At 53.6% G+C, this 1,971-nt stretch carries 1 tRNA gene and 1 rRNA gene; both read right to left on the reverse strand.

Going from position 1 to position 1,971, the window contains the following annotated elements:
- Positions 1-15: 15 nt before the first annotated feature.
- Positions 16-91 (reverse strand) — tRNA-Ala (locus tag ACN5AZ_RS18625).
- Positions 92-242: 151 nt separating this feature from the next.
- A 16S ribosomal RNA gene (locus tag ACN5AZ_RS18630) occupies positions 243-1,694 on the reverse strand.
- Positions 1,695-1,971: the final 277 nt, after the last annotated feature.

Raw genomic sequence — 1,971 nt, forward strand, 5'->3', positions numbered from 1 at the left:
CAAGGGCCTTTGTCTTGGTGGAGCCTAGGAGGATCGAACTCCTGACCTCCTGAATGCAAATCAGGCGCTCTCCCAGCTGAGCTAAGGCCCCTTGCTGATCCCCCAATGGGGATCGAATTCTGAAGAGATATGAGGACGACCTGGCCCAGTGTGACTATGTCACTGTTTTGACCGGCTTTGTTTGCCAGTCTTGCTAAGTGATGCACGATTTAAGCGAACTTAAATACTAGCATCATCCTTAGAAAGGAGGTGATCCAGCCGCAGGTTCCCCTACGGCTACCTTGTTACGACTTCACCCCAGTCGCTGATCCTACCGTGGTCCGCTGCCTCCCCGAAGGGTTAGCGCACGGCCGTCAGGTAGAACCAACTCCCATGGTGTGACGGGCGGTGTGTACAAGGCCCGGGAACGTATTCACCGCGTCATGCTGTTACGCGATTACTAGCGATTCCGACTTCATGGGGTCGAGTTGCAGACCCCAATCCGAACTGAGACAGCTTTTGGGGATTAACCCATTGTCACTGCCATTGTAGCACGTGTGTAGCCCAACCCGTAAGGGCCATGAGGACTTGACGTCATCCACACCTTCCTCCCGCTTATCACGGGCAGTTTCCCTAGAGTGCCCAGCCGAACTGCTGGCAACTAAGGATGTGGGTTGCGCTCGTTGCCGGACTTAACCGAACATCTCACGACACGAGCTGACGACAGCCATGCAGCACCTGTATCTCGTCCAACTAAATGAAAGCTCCATCTCTGGAGCGACGACGAGTATGTCAAGGGTTGGTAAGGTTCTGCGCGTTGCTTCGAATTAAACCACATGCTCCACCGCTTGTGCGGGCCCCCGTCAATTCCTTTGAGTTTTAATCTTGCGACCGTACTCCCCAGGCGGAATGCTTAATCCGTTAGGTGTGTCACCGAATTGCATGCAACCCGACGACTGGCATTCATCGTTTACGGTGTGGACTACCAGGGTATCTAATCCTGTTTGCTCCCCACACTTTCGCACCTCAGCGTCAGTATCGAGCCAGTGAGCCGCCTTCGCCACTGGTGTTCCTCCGAATATCTACGAATTTCACCTCTACACTCGGAATTCCACTCACCTCTCTCGAACTCTAGACTGATAGTTTTGGAGGCAGTTCCGGGGTTGAGCCCCGGGATTTCACCCCCAACTTTCCAGTCCGCCTACGTGCGCTTTACGCCCAGTAATTCCGAACAACGCTAACCCCCTCCGTATTACCGCGGCTGCTGGCACGGAGTTAGCCGGGGTTTCTTTACCTGCTACTGTCATTATCATCACAGGCGAAAGAGCTTTACGACCCTAAGGCCTTCATCACTCACGCGGCATGGCTAGATCAGGCTTGCGCCCATTGTCTAAGATTCCTCACTGCTGCCTCCCGTAGGAGTCTGGGCCGTGTCTCAGTCCCAGTGTGGCTGATCATCCTCTAAAACCAGCTATAGATCGTAGGCTTGGTGAGCCGTTACCTCACCAACTACCTAATCTAACGCGGGCCGATCCTTTATTCCCCCAAAGGGCGTATCCAGTATTACTCCCAGTTTCCCGGGGCTATCCTGAGCTAAAGGGCACGTTCCCACGCGTTACTCACCCGTCCGCCGCTCACCCGAAGGCGCGCACGACTTGCATGTGTTAGGCCTGCCGCCAGCGTTCGTTCTGAGCCAGGATCAAACTCTCAAGTTGAAATGCGATTACTCGCATATCCTTGACGTTCGAACCTCTGCACATCTTCACCAGGAGGCTAATCCTGATGAAAGTCTCTGTTTGATTGTGCTTCAGGTTTCATCAGAAACCGAAAGCCGCTCAAACAGTGAAGCTGACCCTCCTATCATCGGCCGAAACCTAAGGAGGTCGATATGCGAGGGTTGATCCATCGATCGGACCAGCGCCGCCCACATATCTCTTCAGATACTCGCGATGTCAAATAACGTGAAAACAAAACCAAACAGTTGCGCCCTAA

Origin of the sequence: Sagittula sp. SSi028, assembly GCF_048553715.1 — a bacterium.
Taxonomy (GTDB): domain Bacteria; phylum Pseudomonadota; class Alphaproteobacteria; order Rhodobacterales; family Rhodobacteraceae; genus Sagittula.